The sequence below is a fragment of the Qipengyuania oceanensis genome, from assembly GCF_009827535.1.
GTDB classification, from domain to species: Bacteria; Pseudomonadota; Alphaproteobacteria; order Sphingomonadales; family Sphingomonadaceae; genus Qipengyuania_C; species Qipengyuania_C oceanensis.
The window spans coordinates 1654232-1678685 of the sequence record NZ_WTYN01000001.1; the positions used below are offsets into that span (position 1 = coordinate 1654232).

The 24454-nt window shown below is 66.3% G+C and carries 20 protein-coding genes and 1 tRNA gene; 14 read left to right on the plus strand and 7 right to left on the minus strand.

Annotated elements, in window-relative coordinates; genetic code table 11:
- The first annotated feature begins 29 nt into the window (after positions 1 to 29).
- The 8 genes from GRI48_RS07910 to GRI48_RS07945 all read left to right on the plus strand — a co-directional run bounded on the left by GRI48_RS07910 (position 30) and on the right by GRI48_RS07945 (position 12163).
- A complete protein-coding gene (locus GRI48_RS07910; RefSeq protein ID WP_160673702.1) occupies positions 30 to 1106 on the plus strand; it encodes a YjgN family protein in 1077 nt (358 codons plus the stop codon).
- Positions 1107 to 1110: 4 nt separating this feature from the next.
- Entirely contained in the window at positions 1111 to 2187 is a 1077-nt protein-coding gene (locus tag GRI48_RS14520) for a M48 family metalloprotease (RefSeq protein WP_160673705.1), read from the plus strand.
- Between the two features lie 57 nt (positions 2188 to 2244).
- Positions 2245 to 3018, plus strand: coding sequence for an alpha/beta fold hydrolase (locus tag GRI48_RS07920; protein ID WP_160673708.1), 774 nt, complete (start codon positions 2245 to 2247; stop codon positions 3016 to 3018).
- Complete coding sequence (locus GRI48_RS07925) at positions 3015 to 3674, plus strand: tetratricopeptide repeat protein (protein WP_160673711.1); 660 nt, start codon at positions 3015 to 3017, stop codon at positions 3672 to 3674. Before GRI48_RS07920 ends, GRI48_RS07925 begins: the two co-directional genes overlap by 4 nt.
- A 1-nt stretch (position 3675) precedes the next feature.
- Entirely contained in the window at positions 3676 to 4659 is a 984-nt protein-coding gene (locus tag GRI48_RS07930) for an LLM class flavin-dependent oxidoreductase (RefSeq protein ID WP_160673714.1), read from the plus strand.
- Between the two features lie 298 nt (positions 4660 to 4957).
- Entirely contained in the window at positions 4958 to 9703 is a 4746-nt protein-coding gene (locus GRI48_RS07935) for an NAD-glutamate dehydrogenase (RefSeq protein ID WP_160673717.1), read from the plus strand.
- Positions 9704 to 9776: 73 nt separating this feature from the next.
- The gene (locus GRI48_RS07940) at positions 9777 to 11003 is read left to right on the plus strand and encodes an NAD(P)/FAD-dependent oxidoreductase (RefSeq protein ID WP_160673720.1); all 1227 of its coding nucleotides are present in this window, start codon (positions 9777 to 9779) and stop codon (positions 11001 to 11003) included.
- Positions 11000 to 12163, plus strand: coding sequence for a CaiB/BaiF CoA transferase family protein (locus tag GRI48_RS07945; RefSeq protein ID WP_337190791.1), 1164 nt, complete (start codon positions 11000 to 11002; stop codon positions 12161 to 12163). Before GRI48_RS07940 ends, GRI48_RS07945 begins: the two co-directional genes overlap by 4 nt.
- Here the strand turns inward: GRI48_RS07945 and queG are convergent.
- Positions 12160 to 13233, minus strand: a complete 1074-nt coding sequence (gene queG, locus GRI48_RS07950) for a tRNA epoxyqueuosine(34) reductase QueG (RefSeq protein WP_160673723.1) — start codon at positions 13231 to 13233, stop codon at positions 12160 to 12162. The two genes, GRI48_RS07945 and queG, sit on opposite strands and share 4 nt — an antisense overlap.
- Positions 13234 to 13279: 46 nt before the next feature.
- Between queG and GRI48_RS07955 the strand changes: the two genes are divergently transcribed.
- From GRI48_RS07955 to msrB, 4 genes are all read left to right on the plus strand, one after another.
- Entirely contained in the window at positions 13280 to 14299 is a 1020-nt protein-coding gene (locus GRI48_RS07955; RefSeq protein WP_160673726.1) for an ABC transporter ATP-binding protein, read from the plus strand.
- A complete protein-coding gene (locus GRI48_RS07960) occupies positions 14299 to 15573 on the plus strand; it encodes an ABC transporter permease (RefSeq protein WP_160673729.1) in 1275 nt (424 codons plus the stop codon). Before GRI48_RS07955 ends, GRI48_RS07960 begins: the two co-directional genes overlap by 1 nt.
- 112 nt (positions 15574 to 15685) lie before the next feature.
- Positions 15686 to 17020, plus strand: a complete 1335-nt coding sequence (locus GRI48_RS07965) for a cytochrome P450 (protein ID WP_160673732.1) — start codon at positions 15686 to 15688, stop codon at positions 17018 to 17020.
- 62 nt (positions 17021 to 17082) lie between these two features.
- Complete coding sequence (gene msrB, locus GRI48_RS07970; RefSeq protein WP_160673735.1) at positions 17083 to 17583, plus strand: peptide-methionine (R)-S-oxide reductase MsrB; 501 nt, start codon at positions 17083 to 17085, stop codon at positions 17581 to 17583.
- Positions 17584 to 17587: 4 nt separating this feature from the next.
- Here the strand turns inward: msrB and GRI48_RS07975 are convergent, their stop codons facing one another.
- The 5 genes from GRI48_RS07975 to GRI48_RS07995 form a co-directional block, all read right to left on the minus strand.
- A complete protein-coding gene (locus GRI48_RS07975; RefSeq protein WP_160673738.1) occupies positions 17588 to 18982 on the minus strand; it encodes a hypothetical protein in 1395 nt (464 codons plus the stop codon).
- Positions 18983 to 19143: 161 nt separating this feature from the next.
- Positions 19144 to 19770, minus strand: a complete 627-nt coding sequence (locus GRI48_RS07980; protein ID WP_160673741.1) for a PilZ domain-containing protein — start codon at positions 19768 to 19770, stop codon at positions 19144 to 19146.
- A 140-nt stretch (positions 19771 to 19910) separates the two neighbouring features.
- A tRNA-Leu gene (locus GRI48_RS07985) sits at positions 19911 to 19995 on the minus strand.
- 127 nt (positions 19996 to 20122) lie between these two features.
- On the minus strand, positions 20123 to 20404 hold the full coding sequence (locus GRI48_RS07990; RefSeq protein WP_160673744.1) for an integration host factor subunit beta: 282 nt from the start codon (positions 20402 to 20404) through the stop codon (positions 20123 to 20125).
- A 179-nt stretch (positions 20405 to 20583) separates the two neighbouring features.
- Positions 20584 to 20925: a GntR family transcriptional regulator gene (locus GRI48_RS07995; RefSeq protein ID WP_160673747.1), complete on the minus strand. Its 342-nt coding sequence runs from the start codon at positions 20923 to 20925 to the stop codon at positions 20584 to 20586.
- A gap of 181 nt (positions 20926 to 21106) precedes the next feature.
- On the opposite strand from GRI48_RS07995, the gene GRI48_RS08000 reads away from it, so the two are divergent.
- On the plus strand, positions 21107 to 22738 hold the full coding sequence (locus tag GRI48_RS08000; RefSeq protein WP_160673750.1) for a peptide MFS transporter: 1632 nt from the start codon (positions 21107 to 21109) through the stop codon (positions 22736 to 22738).
- 162 nt (positions 22739 to 22900) lie between these two features.
- Entirely contained in the window at positions 22901 to 23575 is a 675-nt protein-coding gene (locus GRI48_RS08005; protein ID WP_160673753.1) for an NnrU family protein, read from the plus strand.
- A 39-nt stretch (positions 23576 to 23614) separates the two neighbouring features.
- On the opposite strand, the gene GRI48_RS08010 is transcribed toward GRI48_RS08005, so the two are convergent.
- The gene (locus GRI48_RS08010; protein ID WP_160673756.1) at positions 23615 to 24412 is read right to left on the minus strand and encodes a crotonase/enoyl-CoA hydratase family protein; all 798 of its coding nucleotides are present in this window, start codon (positions 24410 to 24412) and stop codon (positions 23615 to 23617) included.
- Positions 24413 to 24454: the final 42 nt, after the last annotated feature.

Here is a 24454-nt window from a genome sequence, read left to right on the forward strand (position 1 = left end):
CTGAGACGGGACGGCAAACGGGGGCGCAATTGGATCATTCACACGAAGACGGGGACAGTGCGTTCGGTTTCGAGGGCACGTGGCAGGAATTCGCCCCGATCGCCTTCACCAATCTGCTGCTGACGATCGTTACGCTCGGCATCTACCGTTTCTGGGCGACCGCGCGCGAGCGTCGCTACTTGTGGTCGCGGAGCCGCTTCATCGACGAGCGGCTCGAATGGTCGGGCACGGGCATGGAACTGTTCATCGGCTTCGTGCTGGTGATGGTGCTGTTCCTCCTGCCGTTCTTCATCATCACCAATGTCGCGCAGGCGATGATGCTGCGGGGCGAGGAAGCGGTCGGCATCGCGATCACGCTCTTCTCCTTCCTGTTCATCTTCTACCTCGGCGGCGTGGCCCGCTTCCGCGCGCTGCGCTACCGCCTCAGCCGGACGCGCTGGCACGGTATCCGCGGCGGCAGCGACAACCAAGGCTGGCTCTTCGGCCTGTCCTACATGTGGAAGAACGCCGTCGGCTGGCTGCCGGTCGGCCTGCTGATCCCATGGTCGATGGTGAGCCTGTGGAACGAGCGCTGGAGCAAGATGAGCTTCGGACCCTTCGATTTCGAAGCGAACGCCGATGCCGGCCCTGTCTTCGCGCGCTTCCTGCTGTTCTACCTTTTGCCCTTCATCCTGTTCCTGGCCGCGATTCCGCTCGCATTCGCCGGCATCGCAACCGACCTGGAGAGCATCGAGCCGGGTGCCGGGTTCATCCTCGCGATGATCGCCTCCATCTTCCTGTTCTATTTCGGGCTCGGCCTGATCGCGGTCGCGTTCTACGCGAAGTTCTATCGCGTCGCAGTCGGCTCGACGCGGCTCAAGCGGCTGCAGTTCCGCTTCGGTGCCTCCACCATGGACTGGATCAAGCTGCTGCTGGGCGACGTCCTGCTGGTCGTGTTCACGCTCGGCATCGGGTGGATTTTCCTGAGCTACCGCCACTGGAAGTTCTTCATCCAACACATGGAGGCGAGCGGCGAAGTACGGCTGGACGAGCTGACCCAGTCGACCACCCGCACGGCCGGCCACGGCGAGGGCCTGCTCGACGCCTTCGATGTCGGTGCGATCTGATCCGGTGAGCGAACCGGTGCGCATCGCGGCAAGCTGGTACGACGGGCATTCCGCCCGCCGCCACGAAGGCGCGCTGCACTGGGATGGCGGCGACAGCTTCGTGCTCGACGACGGCTACGGCGGGCGCGAGAGCATCGCGCTGAACGACCTCAGGGCGATCGACCGGCAGCGGGATGCGACGGTCTACTCTCGCACCAGCATGGCCGACTTCCGCCTGACGCTCCCGAAGGATTTGCCGGCGGGGTTTGCCCGGAACCTCCCCTCGTCCGGAAACTACGGCGCGTGGATCGACAGGCATGGCCTCCTGAAAATGAGCGCGGTCTTCGCCGTGGTAAGCGCCGCGGCAGTCGCACTGTTTCTGACCGCGCCCGAGTGGCTCGGCCCGCGCATACCCGAAAGTTGGGAGCGGCGCATGGGCGACGCCATGGTCGGCGATTTCGGCGGAAGGGTCTGTCATTCGCAGTTCGGCGACGAGGCTCTCGCCAAGCTGGTCGCCAAGGTCGATCCGGCGCGCGAGAAGGTCCGCGTGGGCGTGGCCAATATCGACATGATCAACGCGGTCGCATTGCCCGGCGGGCACGTGCTGATCTTCGACGGCCTTATCCAGCAGGCCGAGAGCCCCGAGGAAATCGCAGGCGTTCTGGCGCACGAGATCGGCCATGTGCGCGAGCGCCACGTGATGACCGCGATGCTGCGGCAGTTCGGCCTGTCGATCCTCGCCAGCGGGTTCAACTCGGGTTTTGCCGAAGGCGCTTTCGGTATCGCGACGCTCGGCTATTCGCGCGATGCCGAACGCGAAGCCGACGATTACGCGCGCGCCCGGATGCGCGTCGCCGACATCTCGCCGCTCGGCGCGGCAGGATTCTTCGACCGCATGTCCCGGCAATATGGCGACGGCGAGGACCAGCCGGCCATGACCGGGTGGATCGCGACCCACCCCGCATCGGGTGAGCGGGCCAGGGCCTATCGCGATAGCGCCGGCCGCAACGCCTATCCGCCGGTCCTCAGCGAACAGGAATTCGGCGCGCTCAAGACCATGTGCGAGGAGGATGAAAACGTCGAGGAGTTCGAGTTCTTCTGAGCCTTCCTGCCGCAGGCGGGGTTGCAACATGCGCCGCCCGGCCCGACATCGCCCGTGATGAGCGATACTCCCGAGCAAGCCGACGTCCGGTTCCATGTCCTGCCCGACGGACGGCGAATCGCCTTTCGCCTCGCGGACGGTCGCGGCCCCGCGCTCGTCTTCCTGCCCGGCTACATGTCGGACATGGATGGCGGCAAGGCGACCACTTTGTTCGAATGGGCGAAGGACAACGGCCGCGCGATGCTGCTGCTCGATTACTCGGGCTGCGGCAGGAGCCAGGGGGATTTCGCCGACGGCACGCTCGGTCGCTGGCGCGACGAAGTTCTGGCGCTGATTGAAGCGCTTTTGTCCGGGCAGCAGGTAGTGCTCGTCGGCTCTTCCATGGGGGGCTGGCTCAATCTGCTGGTCGGGCTCGCGCTGGGCGACCGGCTGGCCGGCCTGGTCGGAATCGCGTCCGCGCCCGACTTCACCGACTGGGGCCGGTCGCGCGCCGACAAGGCAGCGCTGGCTGCCGGGGTCACGGTCTTCGACGAGAATCCCTACGGTCCCGAGCCGACCCCGATGCATCCGGGGTTCTGGGAAGACGGGCAGGACCGGCGGCTGCTGCGCGCACCCATCGGTATCGCCTGTCCGGTCCGGCTGATCCACGGCCAGCGCGATGCCGACGTGCCCTGGAAGATCTCGATGAAGCTCGCCGAGAGGCTCGATTCAGACGATGTGCAGGTGACGCTGGTCAAGGATGGCGACCACCGATTGTCGCGGCCGCAGGATATCGCCCTGCTGCTGCGGACGGTCGAAGCGCTCCTCCAGCCGGCGGAACCCCAGCCATGATCCTCGCAGCTCTCCTTCTGTCGATGCAGGTCGGACCCGACCCGATGGGGGTCCAGCTCGAACCCCTCCCGATCCCGCGCGCGCAACAGCAACAGCAACAGCAAGAATCGCCGCCAGCACCCGATTCGGCGCAACGCGAGCTGGTCGAAGCGGCCGTCGCCGCCGCGATCTCGGGCAACGAGGCGATCCTGGCCGGCGACTATGCCGGTGCGCTCGCCCTGTTCGAAAGCGCGCAGGTCCAGGCTTTGGCGGCCGGCCGGAACACGCTTGCAGCCGAGGTCGGGCTCGATCGCGCCCGCGCACTCGTGCTGCTCGGGCGCTACGCGCAAGCCGAAGGCATCCTTTCCGAAGTGCGCCTGCGCAAGCCCGACAATGCGGAGGGCTGGCGCGCATCCGCGCTCGTCGCGCGCAATCTCGACAAGCTCGATGAAGCACAAGGCTTCATCGCCCGCGCGGCCGAACTCGCGCCCGCCGACCCCGCCGTCGGCCTGGAAGCCGGCGCGATCGCCTTCTACGCAGGCGACACCGCTGCCGCGCACAAAAGCTGGCAGTCGGTCATCGATCTCGCGCCCGAGGGCGAGGAGGCAGCGCTGGCAAGAACCTATATCGCGCAGACGGGCGAGAGCCCCGCGCAGCCATCATCACCGGAAGACTGACATGACCGATTTCGCCGTTCTCGACCTGGTGCCCGTCCGCGAGGGCGAGACGCTGACGCAGAGTTTCGATGCCGCAAAGGCGCTGGCGCAGGCCGCCGAGAAGGCCGGCTACACGCGCTTCTGGGTTGCCGAACACCACAACATGGAAGGGATCGCGGGCGGGGCGACCGCGGTGGTGCTGGCAGCCATCGGCCATGTCACCAGCACGATCCGCATCGGTTCGGGCGGCATCATGCTGCCCAATCACAATCCCTTCGTCATCGCCGAACAGTTCGGCACGCTCGACGCCCTGTTTCCCGGCCGGATCGACCTGGGGCTGGGCCGCGCCCCGGGCGCAGGCCCAGAATTGCAGAATGCGTTGCGCAAGAACCTGCATCAGGCAGCGGAGTGTTTCCCGCAGGACGTGATCGAGTTGCGGGCCCTGCTCACCGGCGACATCGACCTGCCGGTCAAGGCGACGCCGGGCCTGGGATCGAAGATCGAGATGTGGATGCTCGGCTCCAGCCTCTTCGGCGCACAACTCGCCGCCAAGCTCGGCCTGCCCTACGCCTTTGCCAGCCACTTCGCGCCCGACCATCTCGATGCGGCGCTGGCGATCTACCGCCGCGATTTCCAGCCATCGGAGGCCTTGGAAAAACCGCATGTCATGGCCGCGATGCAAGTCGTCGCAGCCGACACCGACGAGGAGGCGGAGTATCTCTCGACCAGCCAGGCCCAGGCCTTCGTGAGGCTGCGGACCGGTTCGCCCGGCAAGCTGCCGCCACCGGTGCGCGGCTATCACGACACGCTGCCCGCGCAGGCGAAGGCAATGCTCCAGCACATGGGCCAGGCCCATGCCATCGGCAGTCCGCAAACGGTCCGGTCGAAGATCGAGCAATTCATCGAACGCACCGGGGCGGACGAGATCATCGTCGCCGGGTCGACCTACGATCCCCAAGCCCGGGTCCGATCGCTCGAATTGACCATGGAAGCGCTCGCTTCCTGAACGACCGGACCCGGGGGGCCGGGTCGGGGGACCGGCCGAGGACCGAAGACCGGTCCTGGGACCGGACTGCATGACGGCAACCGCGGATGCGAGCGGCCAGAAGGGAAACACCGCCATGCATTTCCGTTATAGGCGAGGCGCGGCAATTTCGGGCGACGGGCGGCGAATTTTAGCCCAGCCTGCGCTTGCCGGGTCGGTGGCGGAAGCCTATCGCGCATGGATGCTGCACGGAGCGGCAACAAAATAACAAGCAGGAAAACGGGCTCGGCGTAACAGCGCGGCCCGACGGAGCAGCAGGATGGGTGATACCAAGACCCGCAAGAAGTCCGACAAGACGGCCGGCAGCAAGACGGCAGCCGCGAAAATCCCGGCCAAGCTCGCCGGATCGCTGGTTGCAAGGATGCGGGCCTCGCTGCTCCCTGGCGAAACGGATACCGATGGCGAGCACCTCGAACAGGCGGCCCGCTTTCTCCTCGAGACAGGACTTGAGCGCGAGCCCGGACGCTCGGCGATCGCGCTCGCCTCCGCGAGCGAGGAACACCGCTACATGCGGATCGCCATCGTCAACGACGACATGCCCTTCCTCGTCGATTCGATCGCGGCAACCATCGCGGCCAACGGGCTCTCGATCGACCGGCTGCTCCACCCGGTCGTGGCCGTCAGGCGCGATGCCTCGTGCAAGCTCGTCGCGATCGACAAGAACAATGGCGACGACCTGCTCGAATCGATGATCTACATCGAGACCGGCAGGGTCGACGCGCGCCATCGCCGGGCGATGGAGGCGGCGATCCGCACCACGCTGGCCGATGTGCGCGCCGCCGTCGTCGACTGGCCGAAGCTGCAGGAAGTCATGCTGCGCGATGCAGAGGCGAGCACCGACGAGGAAGGTCGCGCCCTGCTGGAATGGCTCAATTCGGGAATGCTCACCCAGCTGGGTCACGTCACCTATGCGCGCGACGGATCGCGGTCCGAAGCGCTCGGCGTGTGCCGCAAGAGCGCGAAGGATATCCTCGCGCCTGCTTCGATTGCGCGCGCCTTTGCATGGTTCGACGGCAAGGGCAGCGACCAGCGCCAGCCGCTGATCGTCAAGGCTAACGTGATCAGCAACGTGCACCGCCGCGTGCCGCTCGACCTGTTCATCATGCCGCAGATGGCCGACGGGGAAGTCGTCGCGCTGTCGATCCACGCCGGGGTCTGGACGAGCGCCGCGCTTGCCGCGCCGCCGATCTCGGTTCCGCGCCTGCGCCGCCAGCTCGACGATCTTTTCGACAGGCGCGGGTTCGACCCCAACGGCCATGCCGGCAAGGCGCTGGTCCACGCGATGACCACCTTGCCGCACGATCTGGTGATCGGCTTCAGCGATGCCGATGTCGAGCGCGTCGCCAGCGCGCTGATGGGACTGGTCGACCGGCCGCGCCCGCGGGTCGCGCTGGTGGAGGCTCCTCTCGCCCGGCACATCTTCGCCTTCGTCTGGCTCCCGCGCGACATGCTTTCGACCCAGGTGCGCGAGCAGGTGCAAGATCTGATCGAGGACGCGACGGGCGCCACCTTGCTCGACTGGAGCGTGCAGGTCGAAGGCGGCAATCTCGCCATGATGCGCTTCGTTTACGATTCGCGCGAAACCGGTTCTTTGCCCGACGGCAAGGACCTCGACGAACGCTTGCAGACCCTGTTGCGCGGCTGGGCCGAGGGCGTCGAGAGCGAACTCGCGCGCGACGAGGATCCGAATCGCGCGGCCGCGATCGCCGGCCGTTATGCAGAGGCCTTCCCGCCTTCATTCCGGGCCGCCCAAGGCGCGGCCGAAGCCGCGCGCGACATCCGTCGGCTCCGCGCGCTCGGAGCGCACGATGATGCAGACGGTGGCTCCGCCGAACCGCACCGGCGTCGCGGCGCGAGGCTCTATCGCGCCGAAGGCATGAGCAACGGCTGCCTGCGCCTCAAGGTCTACCAGGAGACCGGGTCGCTGGCGCTGTCGGACGCGGTCCCGGCGCTCGAGAATTTCGGCTTCGAGGTCATTTCCGAGATCCCGACCTCGCTCGAGGGCGGGTCGCTGGGCACGATCCACGATTTCACCGTCGAGCTGCCCGAAGGCATCGATGCCGATGCGGTCCTCGATCGGGCCGGCGCAGTGGAGGCCGCGATCTCGGCCGTCCTCAACGGCGAGGCCGAGGACGACGATTTCAACCGGCTGGTCGTGGCCAACGGACTGGCGGCTTGCGAGGCGGTGTGGCTGCGCTCCTTCTACCGCTACCTGCGCCAGACCGGCATGGGCTTCACCATCTACACGGTCGTCGATGCGCTGCAGGGCGCGCCGAAGGTGACCGCGGGCATCGTCGCGCTGTTCAAGGCGCTGCACGATCCGGACTTCTCGGGTAATCGCGAGGAAGAAGCGGAAAGCGCCCGCGAAGCCATCCGCCGCGCGCTGGTCCAGGTGAACGCAATCAACGACGATCGCCTGCTGCGGCTCTACCATTCGCTGGTCGAAGCGATCCTTCGGACCAATGCCTTCGCCGCCGCGTCGGACGAAGCGCTGGCCTACAAGATCGATTCCTCGCTCGTGCCTGGTCTGCCCAAACCGGTGCCGTGGCGCGAGATCTGGGTCTATTCGCGACGGGTCGAGGGCATCCACCTGCGTGCCGGGCCCATCGCACGCGGAGGCCTGCGCTGGTCCGACCGGCGGGACGACTTCCGCACCGAGATCCTCGGCCTGATGAAGGCGCAGCGGGTCAAGAACGCGGTCATCGTTCCGACCGGCGCGAAGGGCGGCTTCTATCCCAAGCTGCTTCCGTCGCCGGCAAAGGACCGGGCCGGCTGGGCCGCCGAAGGGCAGGCCAGCTACGAAGTCTTCATTCGCAGCCTGCTGTCGATCACCGACAACATCGTTGCCGACAAGGTCGTCCACCCCGAGCGGGTGGTTCGGCGCGACGGAGACGATCCCTATTTCGTGGTCGCGGCGGACAAGGGCACGGCGCGTTTCTCCGACGTCGCCAACGCGATCGCCGAATCGCGCGATTTCTGGCTCGACGACGCTTTCGCAAGCGGCGGCTCGAACGGTTACGACCACAAGGCGATGGGCATCACCGCCAAGGGCGCGTGGGTGTCGGTGCAGCGCCACTTCCTCGAAATGGGCGTCGACGTGCAGACCGATCCAGTCCGCGTCGTCGGCTGCGGGGACATGTCGGGCGACGTGTTCGGCAACGGCATGCTGCTATCGAAGGCGATCAAGCTGGTCGCAGCCTTCGACCATCGTCACATCTTCATCGATCCCGATCCCGACGCGGCGGCAAGCTGGAAGGAGCGCAATCGCCTGTTCGACCTGCCCTCGTCGAGCTGGGACGATTACGACCGCGACGCGATGTCGCGCGGCGGCGGCATCTGGTCGCGCAGCGAGAAGAAGATCAAGCTGAGCAAGGCCGCGCAGGCCGCGCTCGGGATAGAGGTCGACGAGCTCGAGCCCGACGAGGTCATCTCGGCCATTCTCAAGGCCCCCATCGATCTCGTCTGGTTCGGCGGCATCGGCACCTACATCAAGGCCACCAGCGAGACCAACGCGCAGGTCGGCGACCCTGCCAACGACGCGCTGCGGGTGAACGCGGAAGACGTGCGCGCCAAGGTCATCGGCGAGGGCGCCAACCTGGGCGTCACCCAAGCCGGGCGGATCGAGTTCGCGCTCGAAGGCGGGCGCATCAACACCGATTTCATCGACAATTCGGCCGGCGTCGATTGCTCGGACAACGAGGTCAACATCAAGATCGCGCTGGCTGCCGCCAAGCGCGCCGGAAAGCTGTCCGAAAAGGCGCGGAACGCGCTGCTCAAGGACATGACCGACGAGGTCGCCGATATCGTGCTGGAAGACAACCGGCTGCAGGCACTGGCGCTCTCGATCGCCGAGCTGCGCGGGCCCGGTGCGACCGACAGCTATCTAAGGCTGATCGAGACGCTGGAGACGCAGGCAGATCTCGACCGCCGCACAGAGGGGCTGGCGGACAACGAGACTTTCGCCCGCCGCGCGAACGACGGTCAGGGACTGACCCGGCCCGAACTCGCCGTCCTGCTGTCTTCGGCAAAACTGCGGCTGCAGGACGCGATCGAGAACAGCGACCTCGCCAGCGATCCCTCGCTCCGGCAGACGCTGCTGGAAGCATTTCCCGAACCGATGCGGGTCAAGTTCCGGCAGCAGATCCTCAATCACCGCCTGCGGACCGAACTGGTCGCCACCAAGCTCGCCAACCGCATGGTCAACCGGCTCGGCATCATACATGCCTTCGAACTGGTCGAGGAAGAAGGGGTCGATCTCGCCGAGGTCGCCGCCGCTTTCGTGACCGTCGACCAGCTGTTCGGCCTGGACGAATTGTGGAGCGAACTCGACACGGCGAAGATTACCGAAACCGCCCGGCTCAGGCTGTTCGACACCGTCGCTGCCGCGACGGGCAATCTCATTTCCGACGTGTTGCGCACGGCATCGGGCCATATCGAGCCTTCGGCGATGGTGAAGGACATCGGCAAGCCGGTAGCGACGCTCGCCGCCTCGACCGACCAGTTGCTCGCCAACCAGTCGCGCCGCCAGTCCCGCGAACTGGGCGAGAGCCTCGTCGCGGCCGGCGCGCCGGACAAGCTGGCAGCGCGCATCGTGCACCTGTTCGACCTCGACGGATCGGTAGGCCTTGCGAAGCTTTCGCGCGAGACCGGCATTGCGCCCAAGCCGCTCACCCAGGGTTTCACCGACGTGGGCGAGACGCTCGGCCTCGACTGGGCGCAAAGCACCGCGGCGCTGATGAGCCCCTCCGACGTGTGGGAGCGCCTGCTCGTTTCCGGGCTGGCGCGCGATTTCCAGCAGATGCGCCTCGATCTCCTGCGCCGGCTCGCCCGCCGCAAGGATGCCAGGAAGGACATGCCGGGCGTGGTCGCGAAATGGTCGGAGGACAACGCGCTGGCGATCAGTCGCTTCCGCATGGTCATCGCCCGTGCGCAGCGCCAGACGGCCGTGGCCCCCGCGATGCTCGCCCAGATAGCCAGCATGGCGCGCAACCTGCTGGCACGCTGAGCCGGCCTGCAGGTGCGCCCTGCGCAATAGGCAGGGTTGACGAATGGCGCTTTTGCGCCAATCCCTCGCGCCCATGGACAAAGCCGATGTAGTGATCGTGGGGGCGGGTCATGGCGGCGCGCAGGCGGCAATCGCCTTGCGCCAGGCCGGGCACGAGGACAGCATACTGGTGATCGGGCGCGAGCCCGAATTGCCTTACGAGCGTCCGCCGCTGTCGAAGGAGTACTTCGCCGGCGACAAACCCTTCGAACGCATTCTCATCCGCCCGGCGCAATTCTGGGAAGAGCGCGACATCGTGTTCCGCACGGGCACGAATGTCACCGAAGTCGACTGGATGGCGCACGAGGTCGTGCTCGGCGACGGGTCGCGGGTCGGCTATCGCAAGCTGATCTGGGCCGGGGGAGGCGCGGCGCGCAGGCTTTCCTGCCCCGGTGCCGATGGCGAAGGCATCCATACCGTCCGCACGCGCGCGGATGTCGACCGGCTCAAGGCCGAGATCGAGGCCGGCTCGCGCCGTGCGGTGGTGATCGGCGGCGGCTACATCGGGCTCGAAGCGGCTGCGGTGCTGCGCAAGTTCGAGTGCGAGGTGACCTTGCTCGAAGCCTTGCCGCGGGTCCTCAACCGGGTGGCGGGCGAAGAGCTTTCCGCTTTCTACGAGGCCGAACACCGCGCGCATGGCGTCGACCTGAGAACCGAAGCCGCGGTCGAGCGGATCGAGGTCGAGGATGGCAAGGTGGTCGCGGTGCAGCTGGCCGACACGACCCGCATCGCCTGCGACATCGTGATCGTCGGCATCGGCATCGTCCCTTCGGTCGGCCCGCTGATCGCGGCCGGGGCATCCGGGACCAATGGCGTCGACGTCGACCAGTTCTGCCGGACCACTCTCGACGACATCTACGCGATCGGCGACTGCGCCGCGCACGCCAACCCGTTCGCCGACAACGCGGTGATCCGGCTCGAATCGGTGCAGAACGCCAACGATATGGCGACCACGGCGGCCCGGGCAATCATGGGCGACAAGCAGCCTTATGCCGCCTTCCCGTGGTTCTGGTCGAACCAATACGATCTCAAGCTGCAGACCGCCGGCCTATCGCTCGGCCATGACGCCACCGTGCTCCGGGGCGATCCGGCGAGCCGCAAGTTCTCGGTCGTCTATCTCAAGGAAGGGCGGATCATCGCGCTCGATTGCGTCAATGACGTCAAGAGCTACGTCCAGGGCCGCAAGCTGATCGAAGCGGGCGCGAGTCCCGCGCGCGAGGACCTCGCCGATCCGGACAAGCCGCTCAAGGAAATGCTGTGAGCTTCGCGCCGGGAGACGGAAAACCAATGCTCGAGGGCCTGAAGGTTCTCGATCTCACCACGGTCGTTTTCGGCCCTTATTGCACCCAGATCCTCGCCGATTTCGGGGCCGATGTCATCAAGGTGGAGGCACCGGGCGGCGACATGTTCCGCTATGCCGCCAAGGCGCCAAATACTCCGGGAATGGGGCCGGGTCACATGGCGCTCAATCGCGGCAAGAAGTCGCTCGAACTGGACCTGAAGCAGGACGAGGCGCGCGAGCGCCTGCGCGAACTTGCCGCTGAGGCGGACGTCTTCATCCACAACATCCGCCGCGAACCGATCGAACGGCTCGGCTTCGGCTACGAGGCGGTGAAGGCGCTGCGCGAGGACACGATCTATGTCCATTGCGTCGGCTTCGGGTCGAACGGGCCCTATGCCGGCCTGCACGCCTACGACGACGTCATCCAAGCAGCTTCGGGCACCACCAGCCTGCTGCCCCGGGTCGACGGCAATCCGGCGCCGCGGTTCTTCCCGTCGCTGATCGCCGACAAGGTTTCCGGCCTGCACGCCGCCTATGCGACCATGGCGGCAGTGATCCACCGGATGCGGACGGGTGAGGGGCAATTCGTCGAGGTCCCGATGCTCGAAGCCTTCACCAGCTTCATGATGAAGGAGCACCTGGGCGGGCTGACCTTCGATCCGGCGGTGGGCGATGCCTGCTATGCACGGCAGGTCGATCCGCATCGTCAGCCCTTCCCGACCAAGGACGGTCATGTCGCCATCGTGCCCTATCGGCCCGGCCATTTCCTCAAGGTGATCGCGCTGCTCGGAAACGAGGAGTTCGGCAAGGACGAGCGGTTTGCCGACCCGACGGGGATCCTGCGGCACAGCGGGGAATGCTACGACCGGATCGGCGAACTTTCCGCCGGCTTCACCACCGAGGAAATCCTCCGGCTGCTGCGCGACAACGCTATCCCGGCGATGCCCGCGCACGACGTGGCCGATGTCATCCATGACGAACACCTGCAGGCCGCGGGATTTTTCCGCCAGAGCGAACACCCGACCGAAGGCACGATCAACCAGATGCGCGAACCCTCGCGCTTTTCGGGCTGGGAGCAATCCTTCGACCGGCCCGCGCCGCTGGTCGGCGAGCATAATGACGGCGGCGGCTTCGGCTAGAGAGCGGCGAGTTTTCGCGCTGCCCATGCGGCCGCCTCGGCGACCACCGGATCCTCGTCGCCCCGCAGTCCCTCGACCCGCGGCAGAAGGCTCGCATCACCGCTGTTCCCCGCCGCGATCAGGCAATTCCTGACGAAGCGATTGCGCCCGATCCGCTTGATCGGTGAACCTGAGAAGAGCTGGCGGAACCCCGCATCGTCGAGCGCGAGAAGCTCGCCGAGCCTCGGCGCGACCAGTTCGGCACGCGGCAGGAAGGCGCGGTTGGCCGCGGCGGCATCGGCGAACTTGTTCCACGGGCATACGGCGAGGCAATCGTCGCAGCCGTAGATGCGATTTCCCATGGCCTCGCGGAATTCGTCCGGGATCGGCCCGGCGTGCTCGATCGTGAGGTAGGATATGCAGCGCCGCGCATCGAGCACGTAAGGCTGCGGGAAGGCCTCGGTCGGGCAGGCCTGCTGGCAGGCGGTGCACGATCCGCAGCGGTCGTCGTGCGGCTGGTCGGGCGCAAGTTCGGTGGTGGTGTAGATCGCCGCGAGGAACAGCCAGCTGCCGTGATCGCGGCTGACGAGATTTGTGTGCTTGCCCTGCCAGCCGAGTCCCGCCTGCTGCCCGAGCGGCTTCTCCATCACCGGCGCGGTATCGGTGAAGACCTTGAGTTGCGGCTCGGGAAGGCCGAGCCCTTTCGCCTCCGCCACCATGAAGCGGGCCAGCGCCTTTGCCGCCTTCTTCACCGTATCGTGATAGTCGCGTCCCTGCGCATACACGGAAATGCGGCCGACTTCGCCGAGCCCCTCGAGCGCGAACGGATCGGCCTCGGGCGCGTAGCTCATGCCGAGCGCGATGACGCTCTTCGCCTCGGGCCACATGGCATCGGGGCCGCGACGGACATCGGCGCGCGCCTCCATCCATTCCATCGTCCCGTGATATCCCGCCTCGAGCCAGGCATCGAGCCGCTTGCCGCGCTCCGCATCGCGCTGCGCACGGGTCACACCGAAGGCGGCAAAGCCGATGCGCTCCGCCTCCGCTGCCAGCGAGGCCTTGAGCCTTTCGGAAAGATCGGCATTAACCACGCTTGGGGTTGCTCCCGTTCACTCCCTAGGGTTAACCACCCGGGTCATGGACATGGCGCTAAGCGATCCCGCACCGATGGACAATGGCGCCGCTGCGAATGGCAATGCCGTTCGCCCACTCGCGATCGAGGCGCGCGGCCTCGTCAAGCGGTTCGAAGGCACGCTGGCAGTCGACGGCGTGGACATCTCGGTTCCTCAGGGCGCGATCTACGGGATCCTCGGCCCGAACGGGGCCGGCAAGACTACGACGCTCAGGATGCTGCTCGGCATCATCGACCCGGACGAAGGCGTGCGCCGCGTGTTCGGCCACGACAAGCCGCAGGAAATCGCCCGGCTGATCGGCTATTTGCCCGAGGAACGCGGCCTCTACCCGGCGATGAAGGCATATGAGGCAATCGCCTTCATGGGCGCGCTTCGCGGCGTGCCGCTGAAGGAGGGGCGCGAGCGGGCGCACGAACTGCTCGAGGGCCACGGGCTCGGCCATGCCGCCGACCGGCAGATCCGCCAGCTTTCGAAAGGCATGGCACAGACCGTCCAGCTGCTCGGCACGCTGGTCCACAGGCCGAGGCTGGTCGTGCTCGACGAGCCGTTCTCGGGCCTCGACGCGATCAACCAGGGCAAGCTCGAGAAGCTGATTCGCGACCTCGCCCGGGATGGGGCGACGGTAATCTTCTCGACGCACGTGATCGCCCATGCCGAGCGCTTGTGCGAAGGCATTGCGATCATCGCGGGCGGCAAGGTTCCCTATGCCGGCAGCGTGGACACGGCACGCGACCGCATCCCGGCGCAGGTGAGGCTCGAAACCCGCCAGTCAGACGGCTCGTGGCGCCGCGCCCTGCCTGCCGACGCGCAGGGCGAGGCAAAGGCCGACGGCACCGCGCTGTGGAGCTTCGACTTGCCGGAAACGGGCGTCGAACCGCTGCTCAAGGGCCTCGTTGAAGGTCATGCGGGCATTCTCTCGCTCTCGATCGAGCGGGCAGGCCTGCACGATGCCTTCGTCCATATCGCGGGCGAGGCAGCCGCCCGTGCGCTCGATGAAAGTCCAGACGGGGAGGTGCTGCGCTGATGGACGAGACCGCCACGCCCAATTCGCGCCTGTCGCTGCTGCAGGCGGCGTGGGTCGTCGCGCGCCGCGATTTCGTCGCCGTGCTGTTCAGCCGCGCCTTCCTGTTCTTCCTGCTGGGTCCGATGTTCCCGATCATCGTCGGCGGGATCGCCGGCGGGATCGGCGGTCAGGTCCAGCGCCAGTCGGCCGCCTCGGAAATCGGCGTGGCGATGTCGCCGACCGACATCGAGCGGCTGCGCGGGGCCTATGCCCGGCTGAATGGCGATATCGGTTCGCTGCTTCCGCCGATGGCGACGATCGACCCGCCCCCTGCCAATAACGAATCACCGCGCGACATCCTCGCCCGCAAGGGGAGCAATTACGCCGCGCTGCTGTCGGGCACGATCGAGGAGCCGGTGCTGACCGGCACGCCCGGGCAAATCCGCCGGATGACGCCCGGACTCAAGATCGTGCTCGCCGAGGCTGCCAGCGGTCCGGGTACCGAGTTTCCGCGAATGGAAACGGACGAGGTTCGCGCGACCGGCAGCGCGGCCAATGTCCGCACCGATCGCATCCGCACGGGCCAGGTCGCCCAGATGCTGCTGTTCCTGCTGACCATGCTGCTCGCCGGCATGGTGCTGTCGAACCTGGTCGAGGAAAAGGCCAACAAGATCATCGAGATCCTGGCCGCCGCGATTCCGCTCGACGCGCTCTTCCTCGGCAAGCTGTTCGCCATGCTCGGCGTGTCGCTGGTCGGCATCGCGGTCTGGGGCAGCGTGATCGGCCTGCTGTGGGCCTCGGTCGGGCCGGCAGTGATGGCATCGACCGGCCAGGACATGTCCAACCTTCCCGCGCCTGCGCTCGGGTGGCCGCTGTTCCTCGTGCTGGGGCTGGCATATTTCTCGATGGCCTACCTGCTGCTCGGCTCGCTGTTCCTGACGATCGGCGGGATGGCGGCCACGGTGCGCGAGGTCCAGACGCTGTCGATGCCGGTCACCATGGTCCAGTTGCTGGTATTCTTCTTCGCGGCATCCGCCATTCCCTTCATCGGCTCCAATTACGAGATCGCGGCGACCATCTTTCCGTTCTCATCGCCCTTTGCCATGCTTGCCCGGGCGGCGCTTATGGACGGGATCGGGCAACACCTGCTGGCACTGGCATGGCAGGCGCTGTGGGTGCTGCTGGTCATCCGTTTCGGGGTTCGCCTGTTCCGCAAGCGCGTGCTCAAGTCGGGCAATGCCGGCACGGCGAAGAAACGGCGGCGCGGCCTCTTCGCGCGCCGTTCGCCCGCCTGACGACACGCCCGATCGGTTGCCGAACGCAACCTTATTGACATTCGTGTAAGCAGGTGCAGGATGGCGGCAATGGACGGGCGAGTCCCGATACCGTCCGCTTGTGGAGAGAGACATGGCGACCCAGGCCGCTGAGAAAACCCAATGGAGCAGTTCCCCGTCCGCCTATGAGGCGATCCTGGAGCATCGGCAGAAGCACCCGGAAGACGCGCTCGAACACACGCACAAGTGGGACGTCAGCCGCTCCGACATCTATTTCAACCACACCTGGATGCCGATCTTCAAGGAGATGCGCGACGCCGGGCCGCTGCATTACATCCCCGAAAGCCCGTTCGGCCCCTATTGGGCGGTCGTCCAGCACAAGGCGATCCAGCACATCGAGGCGCTGCCCGAATTGTTCTCTTCCAGCTGGGAGCACGGCGGCATCACCATTCTCGAGCGGCTGAGCGACGAGCAGCTCGAGGAAATGGGCCGCGAGCGTTTCGAACTGCCCATGTTCATCGCGATGGACCGTCCCAAGCACACCGGCCAGCGGCGTACGGTGGCTCCGAAGTTCACGCCTTCGGCGATGACCGACATGGAAGTCGAAATTCGCCAGCGGACCGGCGAACTGCTCGACACCCTGCCGCGCGGCGAGGTGTTCGACTGGGTCGACCGGGTTTCGATCGAACTGACCACCGGCATGCTCGCGATCCTGTTCGGCTTCCCGTGGGAAGACCGCCGCCTGCTGACCTTCTGGTCGGACTGGGCCGGCGATACCGAGGGCGCGACCATTCGCGATCTCGACGAGATGCGGCAGGGCTTCCTGCGCGAGATGGCCGCCTATTTCATGCAGCTGTGGACCGCCCGGGCGCAGAATCCGGAGGGCGAGGATCTGATCTCGATGATGATCCGCTCCGAAGCGATGAACCAGCAGAGCCCCGAGGAATTCATGGGCAATCTGGTGCTCCTGATCGTCGGCGGCAACGACACGACGCGCAACACCATGAGCGGCATCGTCCACACGCTCGACAAGTTTCCCGACCAGCGCAAGCTGTTCGAGGAGAACCCGAGCCTCATCCCGAACGCCGTGCAGGAAATCCTGCGTTACCAGGTTCCGCTCGCCCACATGCGGCGGACCTGCACCGAGGATACCGAGCAGTTCGGCCAGAAGATCAAGAAGGGCGACAAGGTCGTGCTCTGGTATCTTTCGGCCAACCGCGACGAGGAAGTGTTCGAGGATCCGGACAAGCTGGACATCACGCGCGAGAACGCGCGGCGCCAGCTCGCCTTCGGCTACGGCATCCACCGCTGCGTCGGGGCCCGCCTGGCGGAACTGCAACTGCGGGTGCTGCTGGAGGAAATGCACAAGCGGCGCATGCGCGTGCACGTTGCAGGCGACGTCGAGCGTGTCCGGGCGAACTTCGTCCACGGTTTCCGCAAGCTCGAGGTCGAGGTGACCGAGTTCTAGGATTGCCGTCGCTTTCCCTCGCGTTCTTGCCCCGTTCAGGGTGACATCGCTAGGAAAGCGGCATGCAAAAAACCGTCACGAATACCGATCGTCGCTCGGCTCTGGCCCTGTTCGCGGGCGTCGCTGCGATGCCCGTGCTCGCTGCCTGCGGCGGTGCCCCTGCCGAAGCGAAGAGTTTTCCGATCCAGCGCAGCGATGCCGAGTGGCAGAAGCGCCTGACGGCGGAACAGTACAGGGTGCTGCGCAAGGCTGCGACCGAGCGACCCTATACCTCGCCGCTGAACAAGGAAAAGCGGGCCGGGATCTTCCACTGCGCGGGCTGCAACAACGCCCTCTATTCCTCGAAGACCAAGTTCGAGAGCGGGACCGGCTGGCCGAGTTTCTGGAAGCCGCTCGCCGGTGCGATCGGCACGTCCACCGACTACAAGATCGGCTATCCGCGAACCGAGGTGCATTGCGCCGATTGCGGCGGACATCTGGGCCACGTCTTCGACGACGGGCCCAAGCCGACCAGCAAGCGGTACTGCATGAACGGTGTCGCGATGACCTTCCGGCCGGCCTGACTGGTCAGGCGCGGGCGACGACCGCGGCGATGCTGGTCGCGGCATAGCGCACGGGGGCGGGCCAGGTGATCGCTCGCCCGTCGACCACGCTGAAGGCGATTCCGCCGACGACCGAGCCCCCGGTCGGGGTGAGCACGAAAAGAGCCAGCGCTATGCCGGTCACGCGGAGCGGCGCATTGCCCATCCGGCTCGCCACTCTCAGCGCGTCGCGCAACAGCAGGGCGAACAGCGGAATTGCGAGCAATTGCGCAAACAGCGCGGCGCGGTAGCTCAGCAGGGAGAGCAGCACCATTGCCCCCGCCAGCGAGGCGACCGCCAGCCAGCCGCGCGGATTGCCGGATCGGCTCATCTGGTGCCACCGTGTCGTGACACTGGCCACCCACAGCACGAAGGTCGCCACCACCATGCCGATCGGATCGAGCCATCCGCCCGTGCCGGAATGGACGGCTGCGAAGCCCTGGCCGCCGGTGAAAGGTCCCGGTGCGACTACCGGCGCCGGGATAGCAGCGCCGAAAGCGAGCAAGGGAGCAGCGAGAGCCGCCGCGACCAGCGCCCCCGCACCGATAATCCGCGAAACCGGCGCCGATCTGGAATTGCGCATGGCCAGCACACCGGCGATCGCAGCCGCCGACCAGCATCCGGCAAGATGCGGCCAGCTCATCCACCCCGGGCTCGCGAAGAGCCAGTTGGCTATCGGCTGGGTCGCGAGGAACAGGCCACTGGCCCCCACAGCCATGGCACCCAGGTAGGCCGCCAGGCAGCGCGCGTCCCCGTCGCGTAGGTACAGCAGCAAGAGCAATCCGCCGGCAGCCGTTGCGACGACGAAGCCGGCGAGAGAGAAGGAAGTCAGGAGCCCCGCGACAAGCCCCGCAGCAGCCGATTTCATGACTATCGCGCGGCGATCGACCAGCAGGCGCAGCATGGCGAGGACGCAGAGCGCCTCCCAGCCTTGGGAATCGAGCCGCATCGGGGCGAATGCCGCGACTGCCAGCGGCAGCAGCGGCACGATCAGCAGGCCGATGTTCGCGGCGGCACCGGTGAATTCGAGACAGCGGAGCGTCCCCCGCACGAGAACGAGCGCGACAAGCAGTTGCACCAGCGGAATGACCGCGCTGGCCAGGATTTCGGCAGCCAGCCGCGGCAGGACGAAGTCCAGCGCCAGCACACTCGCGACCAGCGGGATGTCGGACAGCGTGTTGATCCTGCCAACCGGCGCGCCGGGTCCGTGGGCCAGGCCAGGCAGAGCGGCGAAGAGCAGCACGGCGACCATGGCCAGCCAGGGAAGCACGATCGCGGACCGGTTGTGCGCATCCCCGAGCGCTGCCCAGGGCAGAGTCAGGCGATCGGTCGCGAAATGGGCTTGCTGGATCGGCCGGCGGCGTTCGGCGACGTAATTCACCGCGAGGCTCCAAGGCGGACAAGTCGCACAATCGAACGGCTGCGCCCACCGCTGCGTCGCTGAGAAAGGCTGTCCATTTTCGCTGCCCCCTGCCTGTGGATAAACTGGCAGGGTCGCGTTACCGTAAAGTTAACGATGCTTCCCCGCGCAGCGCCCGGCGGTCAGCGGCCGAGAAGTGCCGGACACTGCAGGGCGGCCGCCTTCAAGGCGAAGTCCCTCAGGCTGAACGTATCGTCGAACGCGAGACCGTAGTTCTCCTCCCGCCGCCAGCGCACTTTTGCGCGTACCTCGGGAAATTCGCGCGCTTCGAGCCTGATCGGCTGTTCGATCGCCAGCAAGGCGTCGCATTCGAGCAGCGCGCCCTGTTGCGAGACATTGTGGATGACCGCGTTGAGGCGCTGGGTCAGCGTGGACACCGTCGCCGGGATACTGACGCTGATGCGCAGCTGGCGCTTGGGATACTTGCCGGTCTCGACGATGAGCTGCTGCACGTCGACCGTGTCGGCAAAGGTGAAACTCGCTTCGCCGTCCTTCGCCCGCACCTTGTCGAGTTCGTAGCGCATCCCGTTCTGCAGCACGAGTTCCTGGCGATCGGCGCGAGGCAGCGAGTGGAAGGTGCGAAGGCTGATCCCGGTTTCCGACACGTCGCGGATGACGCAGACGAACTCGCCCTGGTCGGACACGATCTTGGCCGCACGGATCAGCGACGTGTAGCGTGCCGAGCCGCGCCGGTCCTCGCCGGTATGTTCGGATTTGCCCGCCGCCTGTTCGGTCGAGAAGTAATCCATGCCCCTTTGCACCCCCGGAACTCTGCGACCGCGACGGCCAGACGCCATCGCCCTAGCCGCAGAGACGTGTGAACATGGCTATTAGCCACCTAGGGGTTAAAACGGATTAAAAGCCTTTTCGGAGGGCCCGGCCGACATGATGGTGCGGGTGGTGGGACTCGAACCCACACGTCCAAGGGACAGGGGATTTTAAGTCCCCGGCGTCTACCATTCCGCCACACCCGCAAGGCTCCGGCCGGAGCGCGCGCGTGTAGCCTGCGCGATGGCAGCCGACAATCTCGGCAATCGAGGGCCGGCTAATCGAAGGCTTGGCTATCGAAGGCGCTGGCGCCGGACGGGCGATGGAACCGCCTCAGTCCTCGTTGAGCGCGATGCGCATTTCCTTGCCGGGCTTGAAATAGGGGACTTTCTTGGCCGGCACGTCGACGCTTTCCCCCGTCCGCGGATTGCGACCCTTGCGGGCCTCGCGCTCGCGGGTCGAGAATGCGCCGAAGCCGCGCAGTTCCACCCTGCCGCCTTCGGCAAGCCGGTTGGCGATCTCGTCGAAGAAGATATCGACGATCTGCTCGACCTCTTCGGTCTTGAGATCGGGATTTTCCTTGGCCATCGCCTGCAACAGTTCGGATCTGATCATCGCGTTCTCCCGGCGGCTTTCGGCCCCTGTGCCGTTAGCGAGCTACTCGTCCTGACCCGTCGCCGGAAACGCCTTTCCGGCTGGCTCCCGGTCGATGCCGAATGGTGCCAGAAGACCGTGCGAGAGGCAAGTTCACCGGTTAACATTTGTTAAAGCGGGCACCCTTCCGCCCGGCACCGTCAGGCATCGGCGAGCAGGTCGCGTGCCGAGATGCCCAGCCGCTCGATCCGCGAGCGTATCTCGGGCCACTCCTGGGCCAGAAAAGTTTCGCGCTCGCTGCTGCGCAGCCGGGCAGCCGCCCCCTGGACGACATACATGCCGACACCGCGCTGCACTTCGACCAGGCCGTCCGCCTGGAACTGCTGGTAGGCCTTCGCGACGGTCAGCGGGTTCGCCCCTTCCTCAGCCGCAAGCGCGCGGACCGAAGGCAGCATCTCGCCCTCGCGATAACGTCCTTCGATAATGGCGGCTGCGATCTGGTCGCGCAGCTTGAGGTAAACCGGGCGGCTTTGCTGGCTCATGACAAGTCCCTTCGAGTGCATCAGTGCCATAATACAGCGCGGCGCGTCAAGCGCGGCGGCATGCGCATTTGCGCCCGCACATCGCGGTTTCGCTTGTAACTAATGCTTCACACTGGCGAATTCGCCGCTAGGGTGCGCCGCTTATCTGCCGCCAACGGCAAGCATTACGGGACAGCAACGCATGAAAGACATGGCTTTGTGGAACGAGGGCGACTGGATCGCAGCCATCGCATTTATCGTTCTGGTGGCCTTCCTGGCTATCGGAGGGTTGATCGCAGCCAGCAAGAAGCCGGAATTCGCGGGCCATCCCAAGGGCCTCTACATGCTGTTCTTCGCCGAGATGTGGGAGCGTTTCTCCTTCTACGGCATGCGCGCGCTGCTGATCTTCTACCTGACCCAGCACTGGCTTTTCAGCGACGGTGAATCGACCGTCATCTACGGTGCCTACGGCAGCCTCGTCTACATCACTCCCGTCCTCGGCGGCTGGCTGGCGGACCGCTATCTCGGCCAGCGCAAGGCGGTCCTGTTCGGCGGCGTGCTGCTGACGCTCGGCCACCTGGCCATGGCGGTCGAAGGCGGCGGTGGTCAGAGCGATCCGGCGATCAACGTCTTCTGGCTCGCCCTTGCGCTGATCATCGTCGGCTCGGGCTTCCTCAAGGCGAACATCTCGGTGATGGTCGGCCAGCTCTACAAGCTCACCGACGTGCGTCGCGACGCGGCCTACACGATCTTCTACATGGGCATCAACGCGGGCGCCGCCTTCGGCGTCATCCTCGCCGGTTATCTCGGCCAGACGATCGGCTGGGCCTACGGCTTCGGCCTCGCGGGGATCGGCATGCTCGCCGGCCTCGTCGTGTTCGTGATCGGCAAGGCCGCCCTGCTGGGTGCGGGCGAGCCGCCGGCCCTGCTCGCCAAGGGCAAGGAAATGGCGATCTACGCATCGGGCATCGGCGCGGTCGCGGTGATGTGGCTGCTGATCCAGTACCGCGAGGTCGTCCAGACGCTGCTGATCGTATCGGGCGTCGCCCTCCTCGGCTGGGTGCTGTTCCAGGCATTCAAGCTGCCCAAGGAACCGCGCGAACGCATCTTCGCGATCCTGTTTCTGATCGCGCTCAACCCGCTGTTCTGGGGTCTGTTCGAACAGGCCGGCGGCAGCCTCAACCTCTACACCGACCGCTTCGTGGCGATCGGCGACACGCCGGCATCGATCTTCCAGTCGATCAACTCGATCTACATCATCCTGTTCGCACCGGTCTTCGCCTTCCTGTGGCAGTGGCTCGGCAAGAAGGGCCTGGAACCGAGTGCGCCGGCCAAGTTCGCGCTGGCGCTGTTCCAGGTCGGCGCCGGCTTCCTGGTGTTCGTCTGGGGTGCCAACACGGTCGGCGCCGAAGTCATGACGCCGGTTCTGTTCGTCTTCCTGATCTACCTGCTGCACACCACCGGCGAGCTCTGCCTCAGCCCGGTCGGCCTGTCAGCGATGAACCGGCTGGCGCCCAGCTTCATGGCATCGCTCATCATGGGCGCGTGGTTCTACATGACCGCGGTCGGCAGCTTCGTGGCCGGCAAGATCGGCGAGGCAACGGGCGGCGAAAGCGGCGAGATGACCAAGGACGCGACGCTGGCCATCTACACCCAGATCGGCTGGGTCGGGATCGCCGTCGGCGCGGTCGTGCTGCTGCTCAGCCCGATCGTGAAGAAGTGGATGCACCTCGATACGCTGGCCGACGACAATGTCGGCGACGACCTGCTCGGCAGCGAGGAAGTGGGCGAGCCGCAGGCCGCCGGGATGCATCCCGAAACCAAGCCCCGCTGACGCGGGCGCGCCGCCGGAACACTCCGGAATACAAAAGGGCGGCCACTCGCGATGAGTGGCCGCCCTTTCGTTTGCCCCGCAACCCCCCGTTGCGGTACCCGTAGCGGCGATCTTCCACCGGGCCGGGCTATGCTGTAGCATGGCGCCAAGGGGGAGACTTGGATGGATACGTCACTGGTTTCGCTGGCTGCCGCGAGCATCGCCTTCGTCGGCACGCATTTCGCGCTATCGCATCCGTTGCGTGCGCCGCTGGTCAAGGCGCTCGGCCCGAACGGTTTCATGGGCCTCTATTCGCTGGTCGCCTTCGCGACGCTGGGCTGGATGGCCCTTGCCTTCAGGTCCGCGCCTTCCTTCGACTTTCCGGGCTCGGGAGAGATCGGCTGGATTATCGTCTCGCTGCTGATGATCCCCGCCACCGTGCTGCTGCTGGGCTCCTTCGTCCGCAACCCCGCCTTGCCCGCGCCGGGGGCAGAGAAGCTCGCCCTGCAGGAGCCACACGGCGTCTTTCGCGTGACGCGCCACCCGATGATGTGGAGCTTCGCCCTGTGGGCGATCGCGCACCTGATCCTGTTCTGGAGCATGCGGACCACGATCGTCGCGCTCGCAATCCTCGTCCTCGCGCTGGTCGGTGCGCACATGCAGGACCGCAAGAAGGAACGCCTGATGGGCAGTGCCTGGGCCGAGTGGGAAGCGAAAACCAGTTACTGGCCGAAGTGGACCGCGCTGTTCTCGGCCGGCCCCGTGCTGTGGCTGGCAGGCATCGTGGCGTGGTTGCTGCTCACCTGGCTGCACATGCCGGCAGCGGGCATTCCCGCCGGCGCATGGCGGTGGCTGTAGAGCAATCGGCGAGAATAGCCCTCACGGGCCTCCGGCGATCTACCGACCCTTGAAGTCCGGCACGCGCTTCTCGATCAGCGCGTCGACGCCCTCCATGTGATCGTCGGTCAGGTGCATCAGCGCCTGCGTGTTCGCCGCCATCTCGAGCGCGGTGTCGTAGCTGGTCGAGCGACCCTGCCGCATGAGGTTCTTGGCCTGCCTGAGAGCATGAGGCGGCATGACGGCGACCTTCGCCGCGAGGCCGCGCGCCTCGTCCATCAGGGTATCGGCTTCGACTACCCGGCTGACCAGCCCCCAGTCGAGCGCGGTCTGCGCGTCGATCACGTCGCCGGTGTAGAACAGCTCCGCCGCGCGCGCTTCGCCGATCACGCGCGGGAGGATCCAGGTGCCTCCATCGCCGGGCACGATGCCGAGCTTGAGGAAGGTGACGCCGAACTTGGCCTTGTCGCTCGCGATGCGGATGTCGGCGAGGCAGGCGAGGTCGCAGCCGAGGCCGATCGCCGGGCCGTTGACCGCCGCGATCAGGGGCACGCGCAGCCCGTAGAGCGCGCGCAGGACCTTGTGGATGTTGTTGCGATAGCCGTCGGAAATGGTCGGCGCGTTGCCGCCGAAGGTACCGGTCCGCTCCTTCATCGCCTTGATGTCGCCGCCCGCGCTGAAGGCCCGGCCCGCGCCCGTGAGGATCACGCAGCGCACGTCCATGTCGGCGTTGATCGCATCGCAGGCCTCGGCAAAGGCATCGCCGTCGCCCTTCGCGCCCAACGGGTTCATGGTGTCTGCCCGGTTGAGAGTGAGCGTGCGGACATGGTCGGCGGTGTCGATGGTGAGGAGGGTCATGAGCGGGAAATCCTTTCGCCCACCTCCATGCCACCGGCCATC